The organism is Streptomyces sp. GQFP (assembly GCF_021545335.1).
In the GTDB taxonomy this organism is placed as follows: Bacteria; Actinomycetota; Actinomycetes; order Streptomycetales; family Streptomycetaceae; genus Streptomyces.
This window is the reverse complement of the sequence record NZ_CP089312.1, coordinates 7,222,934-7,245,922: the sequence shown is the minus strand read 5'-3', so window position 1 is coordinate 7,245,922 and position 22,989 is coordinate 7,222,934. Positions and strand designations below refer to the sequence as shown.

25 protein-coding genes are annotated in these 22,989 nt (G+C 69.7%); all 25 read left to right on the top strand.

Annotated elements, in window-relative coordinates; genetic code table 11:
• Positions 1–37: 37 nt before the first annotated feature.
• Positions 38–646, top strand: coding sequence for a hypothetical protein (locus LUX31_RS32755; RefSeq protein ID WP_235478920.1), 609 nt, complete (start codon positions 38–40; stop codon positions 644–646).
• A gap of 319 nt (positions 647–965) precedes the next feature.
• Entirely contained in the window at positions 966–1,277 is a 312-nt protein-coding gene (locus tag LUX31_RS32750) for a hypothetical protein (RefSeq protein ID WP_235478919.1), read from the top strand.
• Positions 1,278–1,320: 43 nt separating this feature from the next.
• Positions 1,321–2,103, top strand: a complete 783-nt coding sequence (locus LUX31_RS32745) for a hypothetical protein (RefSeq protein ID WP_235478918.1) — start codon at positions 1,321–1,323, stop codon at positions 2,101–2,103.
• A 56-nt stretch (positions 2,104–2,159) separates the two neighbouring features.
• Positions 2,160–2,672, top strand: a complete 513-nt coding sequence (locus LUX31_RS32740; protein ID WP_235478917.1) for a hypothetical protein — start codon at positions 2,160–2,162, stop codon at positions 2,670–2,672.
• Positions 2,641–3,732 (top strand): hypothetical protein, encoded by a 1,092-nt coding sequence (locus LUX31_RS38035; protein WP_443046087.1) that lies wholly within the window; start codon positions 2,641–2,643, stop codon positions 3,730–3,732. The genes LUX31_RS32740 and LUX31_RS38035 overlap by 32 nt, the downstream gene beginning before the upstream one ends.
• Positions 3,725–4,462: a hypothetical protein gene (locus LUX31_RS32735; RefSeq protein WP_235478916.1), complete on the top strand. Its 738-nt coding sequence runs from the start codon at positions 3,725–3,727 to the stop codon at positions 4,460–4,462. The genes LUX31_RS38035 and LUX31_RS32735 overlap by 8 nt, the downstream gene beginning before the upstream one ends.
• Complete coding sequence (locus LUX31_RS32730) at positions 4,459–5,001, top strand: hypothetical protein (protein WP_235478915.1); 543 nt, start codon at positions 4,459–4,461, stop codon at positions 4,999–5,001. Before LUX31_RS32735 ends, LUX31_RS32730 begins: the two co-directional genes overlap by 4 nt.
• A 131-nt stretch (positions 5,002–5,132) precedes the next feature.
• The gene (locus LUX31_RS32725; RefSeq protein WP_235480140.1) at positions 5,133–5,822 is read left to right on the top strand and encodes a glycosyltransferase; all 690 of its coding nucleotides are present in this window, start codon (positions 5,133–5,135) and stop codon (positions 5,820–5,822) included.
• Complete coding sequence (locus tag LUX31_RS32720; protein WP_235478914.1) at positions 5,822–6,337, top strand: hypothetical protein; 516 nt, start codon at positions 5,822–5,824, stop codon at positions 6,335–6,337. The genes LUX31_RS32725 and LUX31_RS32720 overlap by 1 nt, the downstream gene beginning before the upstream one ends.
• A gap of 23 nt (positions 6,338–6,360) precedes the next feature.
• The gene (locus LUX31_RS32715; RefSeq protein WP_235478913.1) at positions 6,361–7,533 is read left to right on the top strand and encodes a hypothetical protein; all 1,173 of its coding nucleotides are present in this window, start codon (positions 6,361–6,363) and stop codon (positions 7,531–7,533) included.
• Between the two features lie 67 nt (positions 7,534–7,600).
• A complete protein-coding gene (locus tag LUX31_RS32710) occupies positions 7,601–8,014 on the top strand; it encodes a hypothetical protein (RefSeq protein WP_235478912.1) in 414 nt (137 codons plus the stop codon).
• Between the two features lie 38 nt (positions 8,015–8,052).
• Positions 8,053–8,673 (top strand): hypothetical protein, encoded by a 621-nt coding sequence (locus tag LUX31_RS32705; protein ID WP_235480210.1) that lies wholly within the window; start codon positions 8,053–8,055, stop codon positions 8,671–8,673.
• A 242-nt stretch (positions 8,674–8,915) separates the two neighbouring features.
• Positions 8,916–9,869 (top strand): hypothetical protein, encoded by a 954-nt coding sequence (locus tag LUX31_RS32700; protein WP_328285713.1) that lies wholly within the window; start codon positions 8,916–8,918, stop codon positions 9,867–9,869.
• A 319-nt stretch (positions 9,870–10,188) separates the two neighbouring features.
• The gene (locus tag LUX31_RS32695) at positions 10,189–10,410 is read left to right on the top strand and encodes a hypothetical protein (protein WP_235480138.1); all 222 of its coding nucleotides are present in this window, start codon (positions 10,189–10,191) and stop codon (positions 10,408–10,410) included.
• Between the two features lie 128 nt (positions 10,411–10,538).
• Positions 10,539–11,744, top strand: a complete 1,206-nt coding sequence (locus tag LUX31_RS32690) for an AAA family ATPase (RefSeq protein WP_235478911.1) — start codon at positions 10,539–10,541, stop codon at positions 11,742–11,744.
• The gene (locus tag LUX31_RS32685) at positions 11,741–13,540 is read left to right on the top strand and encodes a hypothetical protein (protein ID WP_235478910.1); all 1,800 of its coding nucleotides are present in this window, start codon (positions 11,741–11,743) and stop codon (positions 13,538–13,540) included. The genes LUX31_RS32690 and LUX31_RS32685 overlap by 4 nt, the downstream gene beginning before the upstream one ends.
• 431 nt (positions 13,541–13,971) lie before the next feature.
• Positions 13,972–15,264, top strand: a complete 1,293-nt coding sequence (locus LUX31_RS32680) for a tyrosine-type recombinase/integrase (protein WP_235478098.1) — start codon at positions 13,972–13,974, stop codon at positions 15,262–15,264.
• 197 nt (positions 15,265–15,461) lie between these two features.
• The gene (locus LUX31_RS32675) at positions 15,462–17,744 is read left to right on the top strand and encodes a tyrosine-type recombinase/integrase (RefSeq protein WP_235478099.1); all 2,283 of its coding nucleotides are present in this window, start codon (positions 15,462–15,464) and stop codon (positions 17,742–17,744) included.
• A gap of 500 nt (positions 17,745–18,244) precedes the next feature.
• Positions 18,245–18,757: an AAA family ATPase gene (locus LUX31_RS32670; protein WP_235480086.1), complete on the top strand. Its 513-nt coding sequence runs from the start codon at positions 18,245–18,247 to the stop codon at positions 18,755–18,757.
• Positions 18,758–18,818: 61 nt separating this feature from the next.
• Entirely contained in the window at positions 18,819–19,769 is a 951-nt protein-coding gene (locus LUX31_RS32665; protein WP_235478909.1) for a phosphotransferase, read from the top strand.
• Positions 19,770–19,788: 19 nt separating this feature from the next.
• On the top strand, positions 19,789–20,154 hold the full coding sequence (locus LUX31_RS32660) for a hypothetical protein (RefSeq protein WP_235478908.1): 366 nt from the start codon (positions 19,789–19,791) through the stop codon (positions 20,152–20,154).
• 103 nt (positions 20,155–20,257) lie between these two features.
• The gene (locus LUX31_RS32655; RefSeq protein WP_235478907.1) at positions 20,258–20,695 is read left to right on the top strand and encodes a hypothetical protein; all 438 of its coding nucleotides are present in this window, start codon (positions 20,258–20,260) and stop codon (positions 20,693–20,695) included.
• Positions 20,692–21,471 (top strand): hypothetical protein, encoded by a 780-nt coding sequence (locus tag LUX31_RS32650; RefSeq protein ID WP_235478906.1) that lies wholly within the window; start codon positions 20,692–20,694, stop codon positions 21,469–21,471. The genes LUX31_RS32655 and LUX31_RS32650 overlap by 4 nt, the downstream gene beginning before the upstream one ends.
• Complete coding sequence (locus tag LUX31_RS32645) at positions 21,468–22,325, top strand: relaxase/mobilization nuclease (protein ID WP_235478905.1); 858 nt, start codon at positions 21,468–21,470, stop codon at positions 22,323–22,325. The genes LUX31_RS32650 and LUX31_RS32645 overlap by 4 nt, the downstream gene beginning before the upstream one ends.
• 13 nt (positions 22,326–22,338) lie before the next feature.
• Positions 22,339–22,980, top strand: a complete 642-nt coding sequence (locus tag LUX31_RS32640; protein ID WP_235478904.1) for a hypothetical protein — start codon at positions 22,339–22,341, stop codon at positions 22,978–22,980.
• The last annotated feature ends 9 nt before the right edge of the window (positions 22,981–22,989 follow it).

Here is a 22,989-nt window from a genome sequence, read left to right as displayed (position 1 = left end):
TGCGGGTTCACTCCGACTGAAAGACCGTCACTTCCTGATGCCCGACATTGCCGACCCTCGCTACTTCCAACAACTGGCCCGCACTCTCGACCGGATCACCGCAGAGCTGCCGACCGCTGAACAGCTGCGGCGCGGTGACGACATCAGTCCGGCCATCCGCACCCTGATCAGCGACGTCGGCTTCATCCTGACGGAAATCAGCGAGGAGCTGGAGACCAGTTACCGGCACGAGGTGTACGACCGGCCGGCGCACGGCCCCGCCGAGCGCTACGGGACCTTCGCACTCGCCCAATGCGCACCGTCCCTGGGCGCTTCCCTCGGCTGCCTCGGGCAGGTCATCGAGCGGCTCGGCTTCCTCCACCAGCACCTTCTCCAGCCGGCCAACGGCCCACGGATTCCGATTCCGGACTCCGTGCGTGAGCCGCTCCAGGGCCATCTCGACCAGGTCGCCGAGCTGGTGCGGGCTGGGGCACAGCAACTGCGCACCGCCTCCGACGAACTCTCCCGGATCCCTACCGCGCGGTTCACGTCCGGTACGCCGTCTGCGGCAGCTCCCGATACCCCATCCCGCAGGCGTGGATCGGACACTCAACCCCACCTACCGCAAGCACCCGCAACTGCCGGGCACTCCGGTCCTGCCCGGTGAAGAGTGGACCAACTCACGGCCGGACCCACCCCGTTACACCCGGCAGCACGCTCGACGACATCTCTGACACGCGAGACCTGGAGCATCCCTGAGCAACCCGGACTTCGAGCTGTACGACAACGTCGGCCGCACCGCCGAGCAGATCCACGCCTACCACACCCGCTCCGCCACGAAGGCGGACCTGCACCGCTGGGCCGAGCGTGACGCCGAGCCGTTCCGCGTCCGGCACCCTCTGCCGCCCGAGCCCTTCCCCGCCCCGGACCTGAGCCCTTACCGGACGGCTCTGGAGGCAGCCGAGACCCCGGCCGAGTTCCACGCCGTGCTCAACACCTTCCTGGACGCGGTCGAGCCGTTCCTGAACGAGGTCATCGACCACCTGGCCGTCACCGCCCAGTGGAAGGGCCAAAACCGCGGAGCCGAACCCGGATCACCGCCCTGGCTGCTGCGCGGCGCCGCCAGCAGCGTCGCGTCTGCGCTTGCCATGGCCACCGAAGCGGATCTCACGATCCTCCGCGCGCACTACGACCCGCCCCCGAACCTCGACACGCTCCTGAAGAAGACCGACACCACACCGGGCGTCCCCCCGGCCCCGCCCGGTCCGCAGCCCGGGTCCCCAGGACCACGGCGCTGATCTCCCATGGCCCCCATCACCCGCCGCAGCACCTCAGGACCCGATGCCCACGCCCCGCACGACCTTCTTGTCCGCCTTCGCTGCCGCGCTCGCCGAACGTCTGCCCGGCGCGTGGACGAGCGAGTACCACCGTCACTCCACCTACGAGGACCAGCTCCCGATCATCGAACGGCTCTGGGATGCCGGACATGTCGACTACATCGTCAGCCAGGGCACAGACCATGGCGCCGTCCTGAACGGCCCCGACGGACAACAGCTCTACCTCGTCGACCGGCCCCGCTACCGCCACCAGTTCGTGGTGGCGGCCCTGGAGCCCGAGGGCTTCAAGACACATCAGATCTCCCCGGTGCGCGAGCCGAACGGCATCGCCGTCCTCAACGACCCGGTGCGCGCCGCCGCGGCAGTCACCCGCCGCCTGCTGCCCCGTTACCAGGCCGCCCTGGACACGGTCCGCGACAACGTCCTGGTCCAGCCCGAGCCGCCGTACCGCCGGCCCGCGCCCGAGGTCGCGCAGACCCTCACGCTGGTCTGGTACCCGGACGGCGTGGTGGGGGCACCGTACGACGCGGTGCCCGAGCAGGCGCGCATGACGCTGTTCGGCTGCCGCTTCCAGTACCGGCCGAACGAGTTCGCCTTCGTACTGCCGGCCTCCTACAGCGCCAAGGAGCGTGCCCTGCTGGTCCAGCTCACCGCCCAGCGACTGATGGCCGAGGGCATCGGGGTCAACTTCCGCCGTGCCGCACCCCTCCCGCCTCCCGTCGCGGCATCGGCAGCCGTGAGCAGGACGCCGGTGGCCACGGGGGCGACGTCCCCCTCCCGGCGGTAGAACACCGCCTCGGCATCAAGGAGTTACCGCTGTCCGCGTCAGATCTCGACCAGCGGATGCTGCTGCACGACATGGCCGACAAGTTCAACGCCGTCTCCGACCAGCTTCCGCTCCCCGACCAGATCCGCCCGGATCCGGCACTGAGCGAGATCCTGGACGACGAAGTCCGCCACCTGGCCCGCCTGCTGGCATTCCTGGCCGGGGAGAGCGCCTTCCGTCACCGGGCCGCCACCCGCTACCCGGCCCAGCCCACGGCCACGGTGCGCCGTACGACCCTCGCGCTCGCGAGTGCCGCCGCCCCCGCCGGGCTCGCGCTCGCCGCCCTCGGTGCCGCCGTCCGCCACCTCGGCCAGCTCGCCGACCTCGCTCACCAGGCACCCGGCCCTGCCCGCACCCAGGCGATCGCCATCGAGCAGCAACGGCTCGTGGACCGCCTCGGCGACAGCCGCATCCACCTCGCCCGCGCCGCCAAGCAACTGCGCACAGCCGCCGACACCCGCACACCACCGGCCGCGACCGCGCCCGCCCCGTCGCCCGCTGCAGCCGCTTCCCCGTCCCGTTCCCGCTGATCCCGCCCCCTGGAGCACTCACATCCCGTCGCACACCACCGCCCGCCAGACCGCCCTCCTGCTCACCGCTCTGTCCGTCGCGCTCACCGCGTCCGCATGCAGCACCACCTCCTCCGGCACGAGCACCCCAGCCAAGGCCACCCGCACCGCCTCCCCGGCACCGACCGTCGAGCCGGCGCTGACGAAGAAGGCGGCCCTCGCCCAGATCTCCCGCTACTCCAAGATCAACAACGAGGCCAACAAGCACTCCAGCCGCAGCATCCTCGACACCGTCGAGGACGGCCCGCTGTACGCGCAGTCGGTCGCGGACTACAAGGAGAACGAGGGCCTGCCCAAGGCCGACCGCACGACGTACAAGCCGTGGTCGTACGACCTGGACGCCACCGACGTCTACATCCCCCGGATCACCGCCGGCCAGCAGAAGTGGTTCGCAGCCGTCAGCCTCAGCGGCAAGAAGAAGCAGTACACCCGCGTGCTGGTCATGGCCGAGCAGGCGAAGACGAAGCGGTGGGAGATGGTCGCCACCGTCGACCTCAACGACCCCAAGAAGCTGCCGAAGATCGCCCTGGACGCCCAGGGCTACGCCACCGCCATGGACTCCACCTCCACCCAGAACGTGGCCACCCCCGTCGACGTGCTGCGCACCGCCATCGGCGACAACTTCGCCACCGGCGGCGACCTGTCCGGCAAGAAGGTCTTCACCTCCTCCAAGGCATCGGCCCGTCAGATCAAGGTCCACGACGAGACCGGCACCAAGTTCGGCACCCGCGGCACCACCCGCTTCTCCCTGGCCGCCACCCAGTACCCCGACAGCTACGCGCTCAAGACCACCGACGGCCAGGCCCTCGTCGTCTTCTCCCACACGCACACGCAGCGCGACATGGTCTTCGCCGGCTACGAGATCATCCCGGGCAAGGACGACCGTGCCTGGCTCGGCACCACCCGCTCCCCCTACTTCACCTACACGTTCACCTGCTCCGACGCCGCCACCGTCCCCACCACGCCGGGCAAGTCGACACTGATCGGCTACACCTGCCAGCAAACCGACGCCCATGCATGACCGCCCCGTCGCCTCGCCGGTCGAGGAATCGCCTTTGCACATAACGGAGTTCACCCGAGCGCTCGCCGACCGCCTGCCCGGCTGGCAGCCCGACCCGACCGCGGTGCCCATCGCCACCGACCCGGCCAGCGACCGGATCTGGGACAGCGGCCCCCTGCCGTACGCCGCGTTCCAGACGGACAACATCCAGCGCAGCGTGCTCACCCACCACTGGGGCCTGCAGCTGTACGTCATGCCCCGCCCCCACCGCCTGGGCGAGTACCTGGCGCTGCCGATGCTGCCCGCCAACACCAGCCACCAGCACGTGACGGGCCTGAGAGCCCCGCGCGGGATCGCCGTCCCAGCCGACCCCGTCCGCGCCGCGGCCCGGCTGCACCGGCGGCTTCTGACCGACTACCGCCTCTCCGCCCCCACCCCGATCCGGCGCAGCAGCCTGGGCCACCTCCAGGTCCACGTCACCCTCGACGAGCACCGCCGTCCGCGGATCCGCACCGGTTACCTCGGCGCCGTCAGCGAACTGCTCGCCCGCGGCGGATTCCTCCTCGACCCCGCCACCGGCGAATGCCACCTGCCGGGCTCCCTCACCGACACGGCGGCCCGGCGCCAGCTGACAATCAGCGTGCACCGCCTCCGGCTGAAGGGCTTCCACATCACCATCCCCTCACCCGACGGCCCGCGCACCTATCCGCCCCATGCGCCCGCCGCACCGCGCAGGGGGCAGCGCCGATGAGCCTGACCAACGACGCCGTCGTCCGCGCCCGCCTGGCCAGCTGGCAGCGCCACATCAGCGAGTCCGCCACCCGCCTGGTTCCACCACAGACAGGCAACGCGCTGGCCGCACTCGCGCCCATGCTGGAGCAGCTGATCACGGTGAACGACCTCTCCCATGGGCTCGTCGCGGATCTGCGGCAAACCACGGACAGCTCCCTCGGTGCTACCAGGGCGGGACGCGACTACCTCGCCCAGCTCGCCGCCGCCCTCGCCCACACCAACCGTGCCGCCGCCCACCTGAGTACGACGGTGATCGGCCTCGCCGACACCCACCGGCTCACGCCCCGCCCGGGCACCGCCGCCCCCGTCGAGAGCCAGCTGGCCGTCACCCTCGGCCACGCCGCTGCCCTGCGCAGCCTCCACCGCGCGCTGGAGGCCGTCACCCGCCCGCTCGCCGGGCCGGAGCAGAGCTCGGGCCTCTCCTCGGCACCCGTCGTCGGGCAGCACAGCCGGGCCGTTGACGCCGACGGCATCCAGCCCACACGCCGCCGCCCCTGACAGCCCCGGCATCACCTACCCGCGGTCTCCTCAACTCCCGAAGGAATCTCCTGTCCATGCCCCACCTGCCCCCGGTCACGGTCGTCATCGCCACCCGTCTCAGCGAAGACCGGATCGGCCACCTGGGGGCCATGCACGCCAGCCTCGACCGGCAGAGCGTGCCCTGGGAAGCGGTGATCGCCCTCGACGGCGCCGATCCGCGGCGGCTGCCGGCCCCGCTCGCCGACGATGCCCGCGTACGCATCCTGCCGCTGCCCCCGGTGGGAGCAGCCTGCGCTCGCAACCTCGCGCTGAACGAGGTACGCACCGCCTACGTGAACTGGGCGGACGACGACGACCTGTTCACCGACGACGCGATGGCCGTACGGCTGTGCGTGCTGGAGGCCACCGGCCTGGGCTGGTGCGCGGGCTACAGCGAGGACCTCTACCCGGACGGCACGACCTCCCTGTGGCGCTGCCCGGCTCCGCCAGGCCGGCACGCGGCCGGCGACGTGTGGACGTACTGGAAGGACCCGTGCGCCACCATCCCGGTCGGGCCGACCACGATCCTCGCGCGCACCGATCTGGTGCGCGCTGCACCGATGGGCGGCCTGGTCCAGGGCGAGGACTACATGGCCGCGATCGGCGTCACCTGCCTCGCGTCCGGCGTCCTGCTGCCCGTGCCGGTCTACCGCTACCGCAAACACCCAGGCCAGATGACCCGCCAGGACACCTACGACGTCCTGGAGCCAGCAGCCCGCCGGCATGCGTGGAACTACGGGCGCAGCCTGCGAGCCGCCCTCTCCGTCCCGGCGGCCAGCGATGCGGCCGGGGTGGTGTGATGGTCTCCTCCGTCTCCCAGAGCACGCTCGATCACCTGGCCCGGCGTCTGGACGAACTCGCCGCCGAGTTTCCCACCCAGCCCGAGGCCGTCGACCCGGTCACGCTCGCCGACGACATCGCCACGCTCTCCCACCATCTGCAACACGCCGTTGAACGCGCCTGGGAACGGTTCGCCGTCCCGGACACGGTCCACGCACCAGAACGCGTCGTCCTGGTCCGGCTCGCCCGGGCCACCGCGGGCATGGCGCACGCTCTGGACACCCTGGCCGAGGCACTGACCTACGCCACGACCGGCTTCCAGCGCGAGGCCGTCCCCGACCTCTCCCACACGCACCTGCGCAACGACCCCCAGGTGCTGCGGATGCTGGCGGCCGAGAAGTACGTCGCGGCCCGCGCCCGGCTGCGCAATACCGCCGCCGACCTGCGCACCGCCCCGCCCCCAGCCAGTCCTCCCACGCCACGCGCCACCCTGCCGACCGCCGTCGCACAGACGCCGCAGCGGACCCGTCCCTGAACTCCCCGCCAAGGAAAGCCGAGTTGCCGCCAAACCCTCCCGCCCAGATCACCGTGGCCTACAGCCGCCATTTCGACGGTCTGATCGCCATCGCCCACGGCGAGAAGTGGCCGTGGGCACACACCGCCCTGGAACAGACCGGCTTCACCAAGCGGGACGACGGCAGCTTCCACACGCCCGGCGACAGCGTGCCGGCGGCGATGGCGAAGCTGCTACCGATCGCCCGCCGCCACCGGGCCACAGTCCAGGTGAGCGGCCGTCCATATCTCGGCGATATCGCCGACCAGATCGCCGCACGGCTGCCCGGACGGTGGACAGCTCAGGTCGAGATCTACAGCAATCCCCTCTGGCAGGAAGACCTCCTTCCCTACCTGTGGGACCGCGGCGACCTCGCCCGAGCCGTGAAAGACCGACGCGTGCCGTACGCGGCGAAACTCGACAGCGACACAGGCATCGAACTGCTGCTTACCGAGCACAGCCCAGATCCCGAACACGGCTACCTGCTCGGGGCGTTCGCCTCCTACGAGGAGTTCGAGGACAGCTACGACCCCCACGCGCCCGCCAGCATCACCCTTCCCGCAGGGCCGGGCCCGGCCGCGCAGGTCATCAGTGACACGTTCCTGCCCGCCTACCACCGCGCCCTCCACGAACGCCGTACGGGCGCCGTCCTGGCGGCCCTCGACGCGATCCGAGCCGAGTACGACACCCTCCAGGCGATGCGTGATTCCGGGCGCTTCAGCGACGGCGTGCCCCTGCGCTCTCCCACGGCGCTGACGGAGGCGACGAAGGTGTTCGTCGAACGGATCTGGCTGGAGTTCCTGCCCGTTCTCACGCACGCGCCCGGCGTGCTGGCCAACTGCACCACCGCCCTCACACACCATCCCGCCGACGCCGGCGTCGTCCACCGCCTCGGTGACGCCCTCGCCTCCTGCACCCCGGCTATGCAGGAGTGGCAGCACCGGCTCCGGGAGCTGTGGTTCCGGCCTCCCATATCCCTGGAGCCGCCGGAGCAGTTGCGCACCCGGCTCGGGCGGCAGGTGCTGCCGTCCCTCGGGGTCTGGCTCGCCGAAGCCGACGCCTTCGCGCGTATCGCCCACGCCGCCCGCCCCGGCGTTGCCCCGTCCCCGGGCGTTGTGGCGCCCGCTCCCGCCGTCCGGCCCGCCCTGCCGCCTCCCTCCCCGTCCCCGCACCGCTGACCAGAAGAAGGGCTCCCTTTTCCTGTCCGACCATTTCCGCTTCGCCGTCCATCCCAAGCACGGCTACGTGGCCGAAGTCGGCTCCCCGTTCCCCGGCCACCTGGCCGACTGGCTGCTCACCCGCGAGCAGTTCGAGCCGGTCCCCGGCGCCGCGGGCCTGTACCGGCTCACCACGCCCGAACGCGACGGACAACGCCGCGCCCTCCAAGCCGTCCACGACCTGCGCCGCCTCGGCTACCGCGTACACGCCGACCCCGCCCTTTATCCCCCGGCTCCGCCCCGCCCGGTCCAGGACCGCGGGATGCACGAACGGCGCAGCCGTCTCGCCCAGGCAGCCGCCCGCCCGTCCCCCCAGATCGGCCCGGCTCGCGCCACCTCCGTGCCACCCGGGCCGGACCCGGCCGCGCACGCGCCCACCGTGCACCCGCCCAGGAGCCCCAGCAAAGGCCCCTTGAGCCGCTCCCTCACCCACTTCGGGTAACCGGCCGCCCGGCCCCACAAGATCACCTCACAGGAAGCATGCCTGACTACTCCTTCACCACGCTCCCCACGGCCGTCCTCTTCACGATCACCGCTGCGACCAGTGCAGCAGCGGAAGCACTCGCCGCACAGCTCGGGGACGAGACCCACGGTCTGGACTCCCTCGCCCGGCTGGAGGTGACGATCGAAGAGATCACCTTCGGGGACCCTGCCGACCTGGAGAGGGTCGATGCGGATGCGGGCATCACTGCTTGCGCCGACCTGGAGACCAGCCGTTCCGCTGCCGTCCCTGTCGCACAGCGGGCGGCCACGGTGACACCCGGCACCGAGCCGATCCGTATCGTGCGCGAGCGGGGCGGCGAGGTCGAAGTCATCGGCCGCGTCGACGCGTTCGCGTCCGACGTGCTGCGCAGAGCCGGTTTCCGCTTCGAACCCACCCTGCGCAGCGTCTGGATCCGTCTCCCGTTCGACATGGGCCACGCCTGGGAGAACGATCGCGCCTCCTGGGCAGCCGAGATGCTCACCGCCGCCCGCTACCACGTAGAACTCGCCCCCGACCTGCACGCAGCCGCCCCCGGAGCGACAGCTCCCACCGGCCCGGTACGCACCGCCACGACGACTGCCGCCCCACCCAGCCGTCCGCCGCGCCGCCGGTCCTGACACCCAGGAGCCTCTCCATCCCCGACACCCCCGCACCGGACACGGCCGATCTCGTCTCCCGGGCACGCGACTTCCGGACGCGCATAGCCGTCCTCGACCGCGAGATCCAGACCGCGCTCGACACCACCCGCGACCGGTACGGCCGCACCGTCCACCACCGCGCCGAGGCAACGGCCCGCGCCCGCCGCAACCAGACGGCCCTTGCCCTCTACGCCGCTCAACTCGTCCAGCACGCCGACGCGTTGCTGGACTCGGCCCGCAGCACCCTCGACATGCTGCCTCCGGCCCGGCACACCAGCGCTTGGCGCGACCTGCTCGACGCCCTCGCCGCCTCCCACACCGAGATCACCGGCGTGCTCAAGCGCCCCGCCTGTGAAGGGACGTCCGCCGAGCGGGAGCAGCACGCCGCTGTGTGGCCCCACCTCGTCTTCTGGGCCGAGCACGGCAGTCTCGCCGCCGACCTCGCCGACGCCTCCCGCCTGAACCAGCAGCCCGGCACCGGGCTCACCGCGGAGGAACGGCAGATGTGGACCGAGATGGCCCAAGCCGCCCAACGGCGGCGGGAGTTGGACTTGATCGAGTCGTGGTACGCGGCTGACGGCCGCCTCATCACCCTCGCCTACCTAGTCGAGGGCAACACCGACACCGTGATCGCTCTCGTCGGCGACCCGGACGCGCCGGGCTGGCAGGTGATCGGGCAGTTCGACAACGAGTACACGGCCTCGCTGGCGTTGCCGCGGCCCGTGCCGCCCGGTGTCCTGCGCGCGGACTCCGCCTCCCGGTTCAACCGGCCGGAAGCCGCGCCCGAACAGCCCCTCCACGATCTCCTGCGGGATGTCATCGAGGCGCGCGGCGCCGGCGAGGTCTCCGAGGCCCTGCTCAGCGCCACGCGGATGGGCTACGCCGCAGGTCCCATGGTCCAGCTGGCACAACTCCTCGACACGGTCGCCGAGTTCTCCCACGCCCTGAACACTGTGCAGGGCCGGCAGATCGGTGCCCGACTCGAAACGCTCGGCCGGCAGTTCGCCTTCCTGGTCCGCGAGGTCCACGTCGCGGCCGAGGATCTCGGAGCCACCGTCGCCGTCCTTCCCCCGCACCGCACCCCCAAGTCGCCGCGGATCCGGTCACGTCCCGCCCTGGACACCGCACCCCCTGCCCCGCCGGCACACCCCGCGTCCCCCGCGCGGCGCCTGTGACCTACCCCGCAGGCATGTCCGTGTCCGAGTACACGGCTCCAACTTCCCTTCTCGTCAGCACGTTTAAGGAGCTTGACCGATGGCTGTTGTTGGAACACCCGGCTATCAGAACGTGCGGAAAGGCGAGTCAGGTAGCTGAGGGGCGGTGAGGCCCGCCCTGGAGCATGTCGGCAGTCATTGCCCATCGTTCGTGGTCCAGCCACGCACCGTTGAGATGCTGGAAGCTCCGGGCCCGCCGCGCCTTCGCCCAACACCCCACCGCTTTCCCGCCACCACCGACAGGAGTTCCGCCTTGCCCGAAGCACCAGCAGAGCCGTTCATGCCGATCCGGCACACCGTCACCGGCGAGATCACCACCACCGGCTACAACGCCGCCGCCCGACGGATCCTGCTCCAGGACGGCTTCGAAGAGGCGCCGGGCTGCGCCTGCCGAGCGACGGAACCCGGTACGGAGCCGATGCACGGGCCTGCTCGGCAGCCAGCGAGCTGCTCGTCGCCGACCACCCCCTGCCCCTGGACCGAGCCCTCGGCCAGCCGGTGAGCGCCGACGGTACGCCCCGGTTGCCCAGTCGCCGATGTCGGCACAGTCCGTGATCCGCTCCGAGAACGGCCAGCCTCTCCAGCGCATCGCCAACCCAACCCGCACCCACACCTGTTGAAGGGCCCTCATTGACCACACCCGGACCGCCTACCAGTCCAGCGCGCACCAAGGGCGGCGAACTACGGGCGAAAGTCGCCCGCTTGCTGGCCGACCGGCCGGCGGACACGCTCACCATCGGCGACATGGCCAGGCAGCTGGGCCACTCCCACGGCGCCGTCCGCAACGCCGCCCTCACCCTGGTGCGACGCGGCGAGGCCGACCAAAGCGGAACCGGACAGCCGGAGTTCCGCGCGAACGCGAAAACCGCCGCAGCCGCGCAGACCGCTGTGATCAGCCCACCGGGCACCCACTCTCCCCGCGCCCAGGCGGCCACGGCCCGCACGACCATTCCCGCCGCAGCCACGCCCAGGCAGACCGGCCCGATCCGCCGCGCGGGGGGCCAGCTCTACCACCCCCGGGAGCTGGCCGATCTGCCCGACGTCGAGGCGTTGAACCGCCTGCGCGACGCCGACGTGCCGGTGCTGCTCTACGGCCCTCCGGGCACCGGCAAGACGAGTCTGGTCGAGGCGGCGTTCCCGGACCTGCTCACCGTCGCCGGTGACGGCGACACCACGGTCGGCGACTTGATCGGCGAGTACACACAGGACGACGCGGGAGCCTACGTCTTCCAGTACGGTCCGCTGGTCACCGCGATGACCGAGGGCCGCGCCCTGCTGATCGACGATGCCACCTTGATCTCACCGAAGGTCCTGGCGGCGCTGTATCCCGCGATGGACGGGCGCAGGCAGATCCAGGTCAAGGCCCACAAGGGCGAGACCATCAAGGCCGAGCCGGGCTTCTACGTGGTGGCGGGCCACAATCCCGGCGTCCACGGCGCGGTGTTGACGGAGGCACTCGCGAGCCGGTTCAGCGTGCAGATCCAGATCGGCACGGACTATGACCTCGCCCTGGCCTTGAGGATCGATGCCCGGGTGGTCCGGGTCGCCCGACACCTCGCCCGCCAAGTCGAACTCGGCGAGCTGGGCTGGGCCCCCCAACTGCGGGAACTGCTCAGCTACCAGAAGACCGAGGCCGTCCTGGGCACCAAGGCCGCGCTCGCGAACCTGGTCGGCATCGCTCCTGTGGAGGATCGCGACGCCGTCGCCGCCGCCGTCATCAAGGCTGCCGGCGTCAAGGAGGTCGCGCCCCTCACCCTCGGCAAGCAGCTCTCCGCCTCGGCCGTCCGGCAGCCCCCGGGCAGCACCGGCTCCGCGCACCGGGGCCGCTCGCGATGAGCGCCCACCACCACGTCCAGTCCCCCGCCACCACCCGGGACGACGACGCCGACCTCGCGCGCTGGGACGACGACGGCGCCCCGCCCGCGCAACCCCGCACCTCCCCGCACTTGTGGCTGCGCGTGGGAGCCGAACTCGGCGACCGGCTGGTCGACCTCTCCGGCCGCCAGGACCTCCTCGTCACCTGCCGCCCCGGCACGCTCAGCGGCGCACCGGCCGCGTTCTTCCCCGCTCTGGGCGAGGTCGAGTTCGACGCCGGCCTGTTCGCCCCGCTGAAGCCCCACGAGATCCATCCGCGGATCGTGGGCGACGAGGAGCGGTATCCCGCCGCCTGGGGAGTGTTCGTCCACGAGGCCGCGCACGCGGCCCACTCCGTCTGGACGAAGCCTGCCGGAGCAAACCCCCGTGTCGTCGAGGCCGCGCTCCTGCTGGAGGAGAGCCGCGTCGAAGGCGCACACCTGATCACGCGGCCCACGGACCGCACCTACCTGCGCACCAGTGCCCGAACCCTGGTCATGCCCGACATAGCCCACCCCACCCTCCAGGGCATCGAGCACGCCGCCGCCGTGGCGGCCCTGGTCCTCGGCCGCCGTGACGTTGGCATCCTGGATGCCGGCGAGACCCGGGCCGTCGCCGAGCTGTGCGAGAAGGTGCTGGGCGCCAACCTGCTGGCCACCCTCACCCGCATCTGGACCGCAGCCCACCAGTGCGCCGACCACGACGCCACGACCATGCTCGCGCACGCTCAAAAATGGTGCGACGCTCTGGACACCGCGACCCCCGCCCTGCCCGTGCCTAAGAACCTCACCGATCTGCTGTCCGGCGCCGTGGAGGTCGTCATGGACAGCACGGCCGCCACCGACGCCGCCGACCTCGCGGCACAGGCCGCAGCGGCCAACGCCATGGCCGCGCAGTCCCAGGCGCAGGCTCAGGACCGCGCCCAGCGGGCCGGCCAGCGACGCAAAGCCGCCGCCACCGCCAAGTCGGTCTTCAACGCCCGTGGCACCACCGTCACCCCCGACGGCACACCGGCGCCCTACGGCAACCCGGTCACCGGCACCCGCAGGCCCACCGCCGCCGAGCAGAGTGCCGCCGCGCGCCTGAGCCGCGCCCTGCGCGCCGCCGCCTACCGCGAGCGAACCGAGGAGCGGACCACCAGCCCCACCCCGCCCGGCCGCCTCAACATGCGCGCGGCCCTCGCCCGCGACGCTCAGCGCGCGGCCGGGTCGGTCCCCACCGCGGAACCGTTCACCCACACCCGCCGCCGGAACTCCCCCACCCCACCGCTGCGTGTGGGTATCGCCGTCGACGTCTCCGGCTCCATGCGTGCCGCCTGCGCGCCCGTCGCGTCCGCTGCCTGGATCGTGGCACGCGCAGCAGCCCTGACCGACCCCGACTCCCTTACCGCCACCATCGCCTACGACATGCACCTAACCGCATTGACCCGCCCCACCCACCGAGCACCAGAGCGCGTGACGACGTTCGATGCCAACGGCGGCCACCACAACCTCGGCGACGCCATCGACGCACTCGACCACGGCCTCGAACTCAGCCGCCCCGGCGCCGGCCGCCTCCTCGTGATCGTCACCGACGCCCGGTACGGCAGCGACGAAACCGCTCAAGCCATCACCCGCGTCAAGCAGCTCACGACCGCCGGCTGCGCCGTACTCCAGCTCACCCTCACCGCCAAGTCCCACCACTTGCCGGGAACCACCTTGCTGCACCTGCCCCAGCCCTCCAGCGCTCCCGTCGCCATCGCCACGGCGGCCACAGACGCCATCCGCAGGACACGCTGAGACGACGCAGAAGGCGGAAGCGTCCCCGAGACCACCGCCAAGCACTCCAGACCACCTCCGTCCGCCGCATGAATCGTGCATCTGATGCACGACCCTCCGCAACGACGCAGGCCACCACCATCTGTCTGCTCGACCGCACAGACCCGCCCTTAACCCCTGAACTGCCCGCCACCGCAAGGAGATCACCCCGAATATGGCTGTCCGTACGACCTGGAAAATTGTCCACAGCTGTGGACACGAAGTGGCACACAACCTGTCCGACCGGGCCGCTGACCGGCGCGCTGGATTTGCCCGCTGGCTCGAAGGCCGCGACTGCACCGACTGCTGGAAGGCCGCCCGCGACTCCGACACGGAATCCAAGGAAGACGTGTTGACCGAACTAAATCATGCGTATTCGCAGGTCAGAGTGCCTTTCTGCTAGTTTTCGCGCCGTGTCTGGCGAACGACGTCCCGGAAGGGACCTGAAGAACTTCGTCCTGCCTCAAGTGGGCCGATTATTGGAGACGGGAGACTGTTGGGAGCCGTACCAGGTACTGGACCCGCACGGCATACCGATCGAGGCCGTTGCGGTGTACCTCAAGGATTTGGTTGCAGCGGACGGCTCACCCCTGACTCCGCGCTCATACGGTATGGATCTACTGCGTTGGTGGCGGTACCTGTGGGCGTTCGGGCTCGAGTGGGACCGCGCGGTTCGGGAAGACGCCCGGGACTTCATGCTGTGGATGCGGCTTGCAGACAAGCCGGTGCGCATTCATTGGCGTCATCGAGGCAAGGACCCGGCGGAGATCCCAGCCTCCTCCCGGACTGCCAGGCCGGAACCCGGTACGCCGAATCCGGTGACCGGAAAGCCCTCCGTCGGCAAGAAGTACGCGCCGAGCACACGAGCGCACTGCGAGACGGTGCTGCGGTCGTTCTACGACTTCCACTTGGAGCGCAACACCGGATCGCTGCTGGTCAACCCGTTCCCTCTTGTCCGTAGCAGGCGCTCGGCCCGTGCTAATGCGCACCACAGCCCTGAAAAGCCCTACAGAAACCAACGTACCGGCCTATATCGGCCCAAACTACCCAAGCGGATCCCGCGGCAGATCCCCGAGGAGAAGTACACCGAGGTCTTCGCGGGCCTCCGCTCGCATCGCGACCGGGCTCTGCTGGCGTTCTGGGTCGCGACAGGGGCCCGCGCGGAGGAACTGCTTACCTCCACTCAGAGTGACGCCGACGTCGGCGAGCAGACCATCGGTGTGATTCGTAAGGGCAGCCGCGCTTACCAGGAACTCCCTGCCACTCGCGACGCGTTCGTGTGGCTGCGCCTCTACCAGGAGGAAGCCTGGAAGAAGGGCGTCCCTCGCGGACGTAAGCGGCCACTGTGGTGGACACTGCGCCGTCCCTGGCGGCCATTGCAGTACGACGCGGCCCGCATGATGTTCAACCGGGCCAACGAACTCTTGGGCACGAACTGGACCCTTCACGATCTGCGGCACACCGCAACGTTCCTGATGCTGGACGACCCGGACATGCCGCCCGTCTACGTCCAGCACATCCTGGGCCACAAGTACCTGTCGACCTTGGACATCTACAACCGTCCCACCAAAGACGACGTCATCACGGCCGGGCTCGCCCACCATGCCCGGCAGCAGCAGCGTCGAGAGAATCCGCCGCCGGCACCGCCAGCCCCGGCCTATAACCCCGACTCTCTCAACATCCTTTTCGGAAGGCCCTCTTCGTGACCAGCCGCCTCGCCGTGCCCTCCCGCCCAGCGTCGGCCACTCATCGGGGAGAAGAGGCTGCCGCCCTGCTTCGAGCGTTCCCGCCTCGTTCCCGGACAACCTCGTGGCCACTGACTACAGCACCACGCGAGGCGGTCCTTGACCGCCTGGACAAGCCGCCCCTCCGAAGAGAGAACGCAGGAGTTCGGAGCTCTCATATGGTCGGAGCCCGTCTGCTGCTGAGCTGGCTGGAGACATTCCCCGGCGAGACCTGGCAGGAACGATGGAACGCCGCTCCTGCCTCCGCTGCCTACGACAACTGGCAGCAGGGAATCCTGGCCTGGGCGTCTACCCTCGGCAGGAGCCCCAGCCGTACTGCACTCAAGTCTGGCCTGCTGGCTTTGACTTGCGCGGATGTCATCCGCCCCAGTATGGAATGGCTGGCCGGGAACTCCTCGAGATACCTGCGGCCCGCTATCGCCGCTACGCGCGACCCCACTGGATTTGCCCGCTTGGTAAGTGACACCTCTGGACACGACCGGGCCAACCGCAACAGCTCAGAAGCCTATAAGTTCATCGCCCAAATCGTCGCCGCTTACGGCGGTGGCGTCGACGACATTGTCGTAGGCGACCTGCTGACTCATCCGAAGCTGGTCGCAGGGTCGAGCGGAAAAGCCGTCCGACTCGCCTACACCTGGCTCCGGAACCGGGGTCAGTTCCCTCCTGATGCCCCCGTCACCCTCAACCACGTGGCTGTCCGCACGGGACAGCTGCGACCAGCCGAGCTCATAGATCGCTACAAGCTGCACTGCCGGCCCGTTCGTGATCTCTTGGTCGATTACCTCACCGAACGCCAGCCCACCCTCGATTACACCAGTCTCAAGAGCCTCGCCTCCGAACTGGGCCGCCTATTCTGGGCTGATCTCGAACATCACCACCCCGGCATCGACACCCTCCGGCTGCCGAAAGACGTGAGTGACGCCTGGAAAGCACGCATCGCGGTGAAGACCACACGTCGGCGTCGCCCTGACGGCACCGTCCAGACAACGATCGAACCCCGCGAGAGCGCACCGGCCGTCAAGATTTCGGTACGCGCCTTCTATCTGGACCTCGCGGAGTGGGCCCTCGACGAGCCCGAACGATGGGGGCACTGGGCTGCACCATGCCCGGTCAGCGAAGCGGAGTTGGCAAAGAAGAAGCATGAGCAGCGGAAGAAGTCCAGGTCAGACCAACGCACCCGTGAACGTCTGCCTGTATTGCCGGTTATTGTCCAAACCGCTGAGCTGCTCCTCAAAGAAGCCACTGCACGCCTCGAAACTATTGAATCAGCTCCGTTGGGCTCCACCGTGAAATTTCGCGGGGAGACCTTCACCCTCCCCGAGTCCTCCAGCCGCGCCGACGGAAAACCAGGACGCGTCCGGGACATCAACGGGACCAGCCGGGACATCCGTGGCGAAGAAAAGCGGGCGTTCTTCGCGTGGGCGACGATCGAAATCCTGCGCCATACAGGCATCCGGATTGAGGAGCTCCAAGAACTCAGCCATCACAGCATCATCCGCTACAAGCTCCCCACCACCGGCGAGACGGTCCCCCTCCTTCAGATCGCGCCGTCAAAGACCGACAAAGAGCGACTGCTGCTCATCGACCCAGAACTTGCCGACGTTCTGAGCGCAGTCATCAGTCGCGCCCGTCAACCCGACGGGACTATTCCATCAATCCAAACATACGACGCGCATGAAAGGGTCTGGAATGCCCCGATGCCCATCCTCTTCCAGTGGGCCGTCAGTGGTGAACACAGAGCCATCTCATATGGCACCATCCGCAGGGCCTTGGATGAAACCCTCGAAGCATCCGGACTCATAGACAAATCCGGAATGCCGCTGATTTTTCGGCCGCACGACTTCCGTAGGATCTTCATCACCGACGCCATCATGAACGGCCTGCCGCCCCACATTGCCCAAGTTATCGCAGGCCATGACAGCCTCACGAGCACGATGGGCTACGCCGCAATCTACCCTGCCGAAGCCATCGAGGCGCACCGTGCTTTCATCGCTCGCCGACGCCAGGACCGGCCTGCCGAAGAGTACCGTACAGTCACACCAGAGGAATGGGACGAATTCCTCGGCCATTTTGAAAGGAGGAAACTCGCCCTCGGGGAGTGTGGGCGAGCCTACGGAACCGAATGCAGTCACGAGCATGCGTGCGTCCGCTGCCCCGTACTCATTACCAGCCCTACCGAACGACCCCGGCTGATTGAAATCCGGGACAACTTGCGAGACCGCATCTCCGAAGCAGAGCGTGAAGGGTGGCTGGGAGAAGCAGAGGGGCTACGGGTCAGTCTCACCGCAGCTGATGAGAAGATCACGCAACTGAACATTAGGGAAGAACGAAAAAGGTCTCCAATTTTCCTTGGAGTCCCTTCGTTTGATCAGGTAGTCGGCCGCACAAGCGAAAGCCCAGGGTTTCACAGGGCCAGCGATCCAGATGAGTCGACGAGATGAAATCAGAGTCGATAGACAGCGAAACGCGGCGGCCTTGACCATCGACAGGCCAGGGCGCGTATCGGATCGCGTACGGCGGGCAGCACCGCCAGCCGACCAGTGCCGGAGTCCGTTCTGCCCGCTGAACAGTACGAACGCTGGTTCCGGTGCTGACAGCCTCGCGTAGAAAGGATATCCGTCCCTGGCAGGTCGGCTGTCGGCTATGGTGAAGGCATGTGCTGCCCCATGACTACCCGTACCGCCGCTTAGCGGCGGTACCCGAGGTTGCTGTAACCGCGGCCTCATTGCTGCCCCTGCCGGGGCCAGCGCCAAGACGTACCGCCGGATCAGTGTCCTGCCGGCAGTCACTCCCTTAATTCTGTGCTGCCGGGCCATCCTGCCTGATCAGGGGAGTCATGTCTCAGTCGCAGCGTTTCGATTCACAGTACGAAAACCCATTCCCATGCCCGGATGCAGCCAGGCCCGTCACGCAGGACCCGCGTGTCGCCACCCTGCTCCTGATGGTCGGGCTCCCCGGAGCCGGGAAAACCACCCGGGCCAAAGAGCTCGCCGCAACGCACCGGGCGCTGCGGCTGACCCCAGATCACTGGATGATCCCGCTGTTTGGCGATTCGATGGCCGACGGCAAGCGCTTTGTGCTCGAAGGGCGGCTCATCTCGGTCGCTCTGCAGGCGCTGCGGCTGGGGACCAGCGTCGTGCTCGACTACGGGCTCTGGGGCCGCGATGAACGGTCGGCACTGCGCTGGCTGGCACGGTCGGCCGGGGCAGCATGCCAGGTGGTCTACGTGCCCGTGGACAAGGACGTCCAACTCGCCCGCATCGCGCACCGCCAGGCGACGACACCGCATCAGACGTTCCCGATGAGCGAGGCCGACGTAGACCAATGGCGGGAGCAGTTCCAGGTGCCTGACGCCGCCGAACTCGATGGCGGCGAGATTCCCAGCCCGCCGCCGGGCTGGCCGGGGTGGTCGGAGTGGGCAGAAGACCACTGGCCCTCGTACACCGACAGCTAAAGGCGGTGCCGTAACCGGTGGTCGTGCTCGGCAGTGCGAAACCTGCTCGCCCTGTTGGCCTGTGATCTTCTACGTTGAGCGGATGCAGGAACCAGTTGGACTGCCAGCACTCGTGGTCGAGTGGTGCACGCGCGAGCTGGGTGGAACGCCCGTCGAGAGACTGCTCTCCACCACGCAGATGTCGGAAGTGGCGGCCGTTCGTCTGGACGACGGCCGCCGGATCGTCGTCAAGATCCGGCCCGATGAAGCAGGCCGCGCCAGGGCTTGTGTGGACGTCCAGCACTTCCTGGCGGACAGCGGGTACCCCTGCCCGCGGCCCCTCACCGCCGTGACCGTGATGGAAGGGCAGGCCGTTCATGCCGAGGAGTGGCTTCCGGGCGGTGACATGCTTCGTGGCGATGGCCCGAATGTCGCTGCGAAGTTCGCTGCGCTGCTCGCAGAATTGGTCACCGGCGCACTGCATGTCGATGTGCCGCCTCCGCTTCCGAACCCGGCATGGGTCCGCTGGGACCACCGGGACTCCGAGGTGTGGCCGACCTACGACTGGCACGATGCACGGGCGGACCAAGTCGAACTGCCTCGCGATCTTGAGGAGACCGCCATACGCGTTCGATCCCGGATGGCACGTACCCAGCTGCCGAGCGTGGTCGGCCACGCAGACTGGGAGACACAGAACGTGCGGTGGCAGGGCGGGAGAGCCTACGCGGTCCACGACTGGGACAGCCTGGCCTGGCTTCCCGAGGCGGCAATCGCGGGTGCGGCTTCCGGAACCTTCGCCAGCGCCGAGCACCCAACCCTGGCTCCGGTCGAGAGCTCTGCGGTCTTCCTTGATGTGTACCAACAGAGTCGTGGACGTGCCTTCACAACCGAAGAGCTACAGATCGCTTGGGCTGCCAGCCTTTGGCCTGCGGCTCACAATGCCCGCACAGAAGTCCTCTACGGGAAACAGCCGATCGCGCTTGGCGCCCTACGCGACCAAGCTTCTGAGCGGCTGACCCGCGCCAAGGCGTGAACAAGCGGACGCGGCGCCCTTGCTCATCCTGCACAGGCCCAGTGCTTGGTTCGGAGAAGCCTGGCTCGCCGCCAAGCGCGCCGCGGAGCAGCAGGCCGCCCGCGAGTGGGCCGAGCAGTTCGACATGCCGCCGCTCGAAGGACCCGAGCGGGCCCTGGACTGGGGCGAGCGCTCCCGTCACCAGCTGGTGGCCGCCGCGCACACCGCACTGGTCGTCGAAGGCACCTGGGACGAGGCCGACTGGGCCCAGCTGGAGGAGAAGGCCCGCGCGGTCACCCGGGCGGGATGGTGGATCGACCAGCGCGACGCGGAAGGCGCTGACCTGCTAGAACTCCTCGATTCCGCAGGAGAGCAGGACCGCGGGACGGAGAACCCGTTCCGGTGACCGGCGGGGGAACATAGCCGACGATCGCCGGTTAGCCAAACCGGCGTTCCTGCGGACCATTGATCCTCCCGCCGACACCCCGCAACTGCGTGGAAGGATCTGCATGCTCCCGCCCTCCTCAACGCCTCCGCCGACGCCGGCCTTCGCGCCGACGCCCGACCCGCTCACCCCCGCCCGGGATATCACCCACGCCCACTTCGAGGCAGGTGACCAGGTCGTCGTCCTCAAAGGCGTGGCCGGCAAGGAACTGTGGGGGGATGCGATGCGCGTCGTCGCTCCGTCCTGGCACGCCCCGACCGACGAGGACGGCTGGCGGCTGCGGGATGCCACCGGCGGCGCCCAGACCTTCATCACCGCGCACCCCCGCTACCTGGTGCATCTCTCGCGTCGCTGCCCGGACTGCCTGATCTACCTGCGTGCCATGGAGGACCACCTTCTGCCCCGGCACGCCGGAGTCGACGCGCTCGTCGACTGCGGCTGGTACACCACTACCGCCCTCGGCCAGCTGGTCCACATCGCCGATGTCCGGTCCGGCCGGTGACGCTTCCCCTGCGGCGTCCCGGCCGCGCTCTCGGCCTGCTGCCAGCAGGCACCCGCGTCACCGAGAACACCGCGGACCCGTTGTGGCCGGCCCGCCTGGCCGGCGACCTGCGCAAGCTCAGCGCCGACTGGCAGGAGTCGGCCGAGGTGTGTGCGGATGCCGCCTGGGCCGCGCGCGCCGCCGGGAACAGCGTCCTGGGTCTGCTGCATCCCGGCCAGGTCACCGCCACCGGCCTCGACCCGGTCACCGCCCGTACCTACCGGCATCTGTACTTTTCGGGGCTTCGGTACGACTTCCGCTGCGCCGCCCTCCAGTCCCTCGCCGAACCGCTCCTGGAGAGCGAACGCGGGCCGCTGGACTGCTACAGCCGGGCCCTGTACGCCTTCGCGCTGCTGGGCCAGTCCCGCCCCGAGGGCCTGGCCGTGATGGACGAGGTCCTCGACGAGGCCGGCGATCACGCCAAGACCCTGCACGTCCTGCTGCACGGACTGTGGCTCGGCCTCGACCTGGACCAGGGTGCTCAGCGGCTCCTCGCCCTCAGCACCCGGCCGCCCCTCCACTCCGCCACGGACCCGATCGTCGCCTTCCGGCGGGCGGGTGCGCTGCGCCGGCTCGGCCACTACGACGCGTCCCTCGCGGCCATCGACCGCGCCCTGGACCTGCTGCCGCCCGGCGACACCACGGTCCACGCCGATCTCGTGCGCGAGCGGTCCCTGACCGCGACCGCCCGCGACCTTCACCACCACCTTCTCGTCCCCGGAGGCACCCCCACGTGATCCCCCGCGTCAACGAACGCACCATCAGCGCACACGATCCGCTCAGCGAGGCCCTCGGCAGGGCGGTCATCGCCGAGGAGGGTCTGACCGAGCACACGATCGTCGCCTACTGGCCCGCGCTGGACTCCTACACCCTGGACGACGAGCAGGCGACGTGGAGCGCCGTCCAGTGGGCCGACCACCTCGAAGACCCGCTCTTCGAGAACCCGTTCGCGGCCAGCCCCCGCGGTGACCGGCAGGCCATCTCCCACCTCGATGTCCGCCTCCACCCCGACGACCGTGACCTCAGCGGTGCGGAGTGGGCCGAGATCGCCCACCGTTTCGCCCGCGCCGCCGGAATCGAGGTCCCCGGCGACGTGAACAGCTGCCGGTGGATCGCGGTCCAGGCCAAGCCCCGCCGCCTCGACGTGATCGCCAACCTCATCCGGCTCGACGGAACGTGGCAGCACCCGCCCGTCGATCTCGGCCGCCGCCTGAACGACGAGGCCCGGCGCATCGAGCAGGACCTGCACCTCATCCCGGTAGCGACGTCCGACGGCCCGGGCTCCACTCGGAGCCTGCCGACCGCGTCGGCCCAGCTCGCGGGTCTGCTCACGCAGCTGGCCGACGAGCAGTCGGGACCGCTGGCCACCGTGCGGGGGCTGATCGAGCACAGCGCCCACCGCCTCGCGCACCAGGCGGGCGCCGCGGGCTCGGATACCGCGCGCCGCCTGGAGCTGATCGCCACCCGCCTTCACCACGTCCAGGAGGACCTCGACGCCACGGCCGGCCGGCTCACCGGGCCACCCCGTCTGCGTACGGCGCTCGACCCGGCTCCGCCCGCAGCCCGGGCCTCCGCCCGCCACGCACCGTAGGAGAAACGCTTCTTTGCCTTCGGCCGACCGCTTCCTGACCGTCCACCGTGATCCGCACTCCGCGGAGGTCCTCGCCCGCGGCGGCGGCAGCGAGGCGCACAGCGTCCTGGAGCGCGCGGGCTTCGTGCCCGTCGTCCGCCTCGACGAGACCTACCACCGCGCCCCCACCGGCCTGGCCCCGGACACCGAGAACCAGCTCGCCACCGAGGCCGTCGCCCGCCTGCGCGCCGCCGGCTACCACGTCGGCTGCGACGAGGACTTCAACACAGGCCGCCGTCCGGCCCGCTATCCCACGCTGGGGTCCTCGGTCGCCCACCTCGCCGAACACCTCCGCGAGGCGACCACCACCGAGGACGCGGCCGACGCGCTCACCGAGCTGACCGCCCCGTACGACGGCGTCCTCGCCGCGATCGAGCAAGTCCTGTACGCCGCAGCCGACTTCCACGATGGTCTCGGCGCGGCAGCCGACCCGTACACCGCCCGGCGGCTGCGACATCTCGCCGACCGGCACACCCCGCACCCCCGCCGCAGCACGTGCGCCGGAGAAGTCCCGGCCGGTGAACGCGAACGCTCCGCCGTGTGCGCCTGCCCGCCCCCGCCGTGCACCGCGCCGGTGCGGCCCCCGCCCGCAGTGGCCGCCGGGCTGCGCCGGTGATCTCCCTTC

Bases quoted from the DNA above. Each gene is read 5' to 3' on its own strand.
- LUX31_RS32755 (WP_235478920.1), top strand. From the start codon at position 38: ATGCCCGACATTGCCGACCCTCGCTACTTCCAACAACTGGCCCGCACT.
- LUX31_RS32745 (WP_235478918.1), top strand. From the start codon at position 1,321: ATGCCCACGCCCCGCACGACCTTCTTGTCCGCCTTCGCTGCCGCGCTC.
- LUX31_RS32740 (WP_235478917.1), top strand. From the start codon at position 2,160: ATGCTGCTGCACGACATGGCCGACAAGTTCAACGCCGTCTCCGACCAG.
- LUX31_RS32735 (WP_235478916.1), top strand. From the start codon at position 3,725: ATGCATGACCGCCCCGTCGCCTCGCCGGTCGAGGAATCGCCTTTGCAC.
- LUX31_RS32730 (WP_235478915.1), top strand. From the start codon at position 4,459: ATGAGCCTGACCAACGACGCCGTCGTCCGCGCCCGCCTGGCCAGCTGG.
- LUX31_RS32725 (WP_235480140.1), top strand. From the start codon at position 5,133: ATGCACGCCAGCCTCGACCGGCAGAGCGTGCCCTGGGAAGCGGTGATC.
- LUX31_RS32720 (WP_235478914.1), top strand. From the start codon at position 5,822: ATGGTCTCCTCCGTCTCCCAGAGCACGCTCGATCACCTGGCCCGGCGT.
- LUX31_RS32705 (WP_235480210.1), top strand. From the start codon at position 8,053: ATGCCTGACTACTCCTTCACCACGCTCCCCACGGCCGTCCTCTTCACG.
- LUX31_RS32695 (WP_235480138.1), top strand. From the start codon at position 10,189: ATGCCGATCCGGCACACCGTCACCGGCGAGATCACCACCACCGGCTAC.
- LUX31_RS32685 (WP_235478910.1), top strand. From the start codon at position 11,741: ATGAGCGCCCACCACCACGTCCAGTCCCCCGCCACCACCCGGGACGAC.
- LUX31_RS32675 (WP_235478099.1), top strand. From the start codon at position 15,462: ATGGTCGGAGCCCGTCTGCTGCTGAGCTGGCTGGAGACATTCCCCGGC.
- LUX31_RS32670 (WP_235480086.1), top strand. From the start codon at position 18,245: ATGGTCGGGCTCCCCGGAGCCGGGAAAACCACCCGGGCCAAAGAGCTC.
- LUX31_RS32655 (WP_235478907.1), top strand. From the start codon at position 20,258: ATGCTCCCGCCCTCCTCAACGCCTCCGCCGACGCCGGCCTTCGCGCCG.